The sequence below is a fragment of the Stieleria sedimenti genome (genome assembly GCF_025060895.1).
Taxonomy (GTDB): domain Bacteria; phylum Planctomycetota; class Planctomycetia; order Pirellulales; family Pirellulaceae; genus Stieleria; species Stieleria sedimenti.
In genome coordinates, this window is sequence record NZ_JANZKV010000227.1 from 1 (window position 1) to 2,754 (window position 2,754).

Below are 2,754 nucleotides of genomic sequence, written 5' to 3' on the forward strand. Positions count from 1 at the left end.
GACGACCTACGGCCAGAGGATTCAAGAATCTGGCGTCAGCCTACGGCCCGGAGTCCCACGCTGGCCTCGCCCACCGCGACCGCACATCAACCGCCGAAGCGGTAAGCAATTCGATTAAGTTCAACGTCGGTGGTCACCGGGGACGAACGGAAAGGCCACCATCAGGAAACGTGTTTTTGAGTCCTCCGGTGCACCACATGGTTCGGCTCAGTCGGGCTTGCTCGGGTCGTGAACGAACTTGTCAAATTGATTGACCAGGGCTTCGAATTCAGAAACAAAAGTTGCGTCGACGTCGCTTGGATACCGTAATGAGACAAGCAGCTTGCCATCTAGTTTTTGGGAGTAGGGTGCCATCCAATACTCCACATAGTAGTGGCGGTTGATTTTTTGTGGCACAACCGTTCCAGTACGTGTGTTGCCACTTCTGGTCGCTATCGTGCAGTAGATCCCTTTCGAATTCGGGCCGATTTCTTCAGACGCGTCTTGCCACATACCGTCTCGATAGGAGTGATGGATCCAGAAACTCCTCGTTCGGTGGCCGAACGTCAACCTGCCGTCGTCATTCTTGACAACGCAACCATCGTAGTAGCGATCCACGAGCGATTGTATCTGCGTTCGGAGCGCGGAGAGATCAGGTTTCCACTCGATCCAGATGGTATCGCGCACAGGAGTTTCCCAGATGCCATATGAGCTTTTTTGCGGTTCGTCCGCGATTAGCAGAGCTGGTAACGTGACTTGCCATAGCAAGGCGGCAGTAACAATTCGATTCATATTTACTTTGTAGCCGAACGGCGGACGGCACCGCGTCGGCGCGATCGATGTGAACTCAAAAACAAACTCGACTCGCCGACTGCGGTGCACTGGTTGGAAAGGATTAGATTCGCCAATGCATCAACATCATGGCCGAGCGGGACCAGCGGTATGCCGTCGAGCATCCTCAGCCGGTCGGCGGCCGCAGATGGATCGCCGTCGGATGCCTCGATAATTGTAAGCTGAGAAGTGACGAGATTAAATTTCGGACGCTCGACAGACCACCATTCGCGGGCTTGATGCTGCACTGCAGCGACCTGGATATTGGAACTGGGCCATGCCGACGCATGGCTGACGATTGAAGTTTCGATGTAAACAGTGTCCATACCCACATTGCAGCGGTACGAACGCCAGCCGACACCAGCAGCGTTTCAGTCGGCGAATGATAACGCTATCAGATCCGCGGCAGTGATGCAAAACTCAGCGACCAATTCCACTCCGCGGCGTCGGATCATCACGTTGTCAGCCGTCCATTTTGCCTTTAACCTCGCGGCACCACGACCCAAACGGCAGCAGCTCCATTTGATTCTTGTCTCTACGGATGTCCCTCAGTACAGGGTCATCAAACCAATTGACCGAATGCGGATCGATTGGCGGATAGCAACGTGAGTAGTCGAAACATAACCAGTTGGAATCTTTATCGCAGGACCCGTAACAGTGAACTGTCGTTTGACCGCCGAGAACGTCGTGAGTTGGTTTCCCAAATCGGGACACGATCTCCGAAATCGTATGGTCCGGCTGTTCGACCTACGCATCCAAAAAACGCAGGTCGTCGCAGTGAGCTGCGAAGGTCATCAATTGTAGCTTCTCGAAATTCTTCAATCGTTCGCATACGCTGAGCTCGGGAGGCAGAACGAATTGCGATCTATCCGCGTTCAGGAGGAACGGGGATAGATCGGGCGTTGAACTTTGTCGCTCCGCAGGTGGGTCGGTGACAGGACTGAATTAGAACGGATCCTGCCAGAGGGTGCCAGCTTTTCAGTCCCAGGCGAACTCGAGCTGGGTGGCGGGAGGACGGTCTGGCTCGGACTCCGGCTCCTTTGCACTTTCTTGTTCACTTTTCGCACTACCAGTCGTACCAAGTGCGAAAAACCTTCACCCATCGCCGCGTCCCAAAAGCGACGATCGTCAAGATCCAACGACTCGCGGTACCAGTCCGGACAAGCTTCGTTGCCTGAGCGAAAGAGGTCTGTCCAAGACGATTTGTCGATCTCATCGATCAGCGTCAGCGATTCGCTGCCGCAGTGCTCGCAGACCAGGCCGGAATCGCAGTCCGGTGCGTCACCGAGATATTTAGGCTCGGACGCCTCGATCGACTTCACATCGAAGTCGATCTCGGCTTCGATACCGAGCCCGGCATCTTCCAGGGCCGTCTCGCAGCGTTCTAGATAGTCATCCTTGCGTGTGTTGCTCCATCCACCAAAGTACCGGGTTAGGTAGCGAACGACGTGTTCGGGGCGACTCTCTTCGGTTCGCGGCGGTTCGATGTGGCTGACCCAGTCGACCGATTCGAGGTCTTCGATCATCGCATCCCAGGCGTCGTCTTGACGCAGGTATTCCAGCGAACCACCTAACTTTTCGGCTTCGGCTTCGGCTTCGGGTTCGGATGCGGATGCGGGTTCTCCGGCGGCGGCGTGTACGTCGGCAACTGCTTGACCGGCAACCAGTCCAGCGGACTCGGCGTGCTGTGGAGGTGTTCCCTCCGGCAGTGCAGATAAACCATCGTCGTGATGAAGCTGGCGTGACCGAGCAGCTTGCTGATCGTCAACAAGTCCACCCCGGCTTCCAGAAGTCCTGTCGCGTACGAGTGGCGCAGAACGTGGGGGTAAACGCGACGATGGATCCCCGCTTTCTTGGCCGCGTCCTTCATCGCCTTGCGAATCGTAGTGTCCGCGTACGGCTTGCCGGGTGTTTTTCCCGGGAACAGCAACCCAGTCGGCTTGT

At 55.9% G+C, this 2,754-nt stretch carries 4 protein-coding genes; all 4 read right to left on the reverse strand.

The features are described from left to right. Positions 1-207 precede the first annotated feature (207 nt). Complete coding sequence (locus NZK35_RS26890) at positions 208-771, reverse strand: hypothetical protein (RefSeq protein ID WP_259635612.1); 564 nt, start codon at positions 769-771, stop codon at positions 208-210. Positions 772-773: 2 nt separating this feature from the next. Beyond that, positions 774-1,136 (reverse strand): PIN domain-containing protein, encoded by a 363-nt coding sequence (locus NZK35_RS26895; protein ID WP_259635613.1) that lies wholly within the window; start codon positions 1,134-1,136, stop codon positions 774-776. Between the two features lie 549 nt (positions 1,137-1,685). Then, positions 1,686-2,336 (reverse strand): hypothetical protein, encoded by a 651-nt coding sequence (locus NZK35_RS26900; protein WP_259635614.1) that lies wholly within the window; start codon positions 2,334-2,336, stop codon positions 1,686-1,688. A gap of 44 nt (positions 2,337-2,380) precedes the next feature. Next, a partial coding sequence (locus tag NZK35_RS26905; RefSeq protein ID WP_259635615.1) for a tyrosine-type recombinase/integrase occupies positions 2,381-2,754 on the reverse strand: 374 nt, incomplete at its 5' end.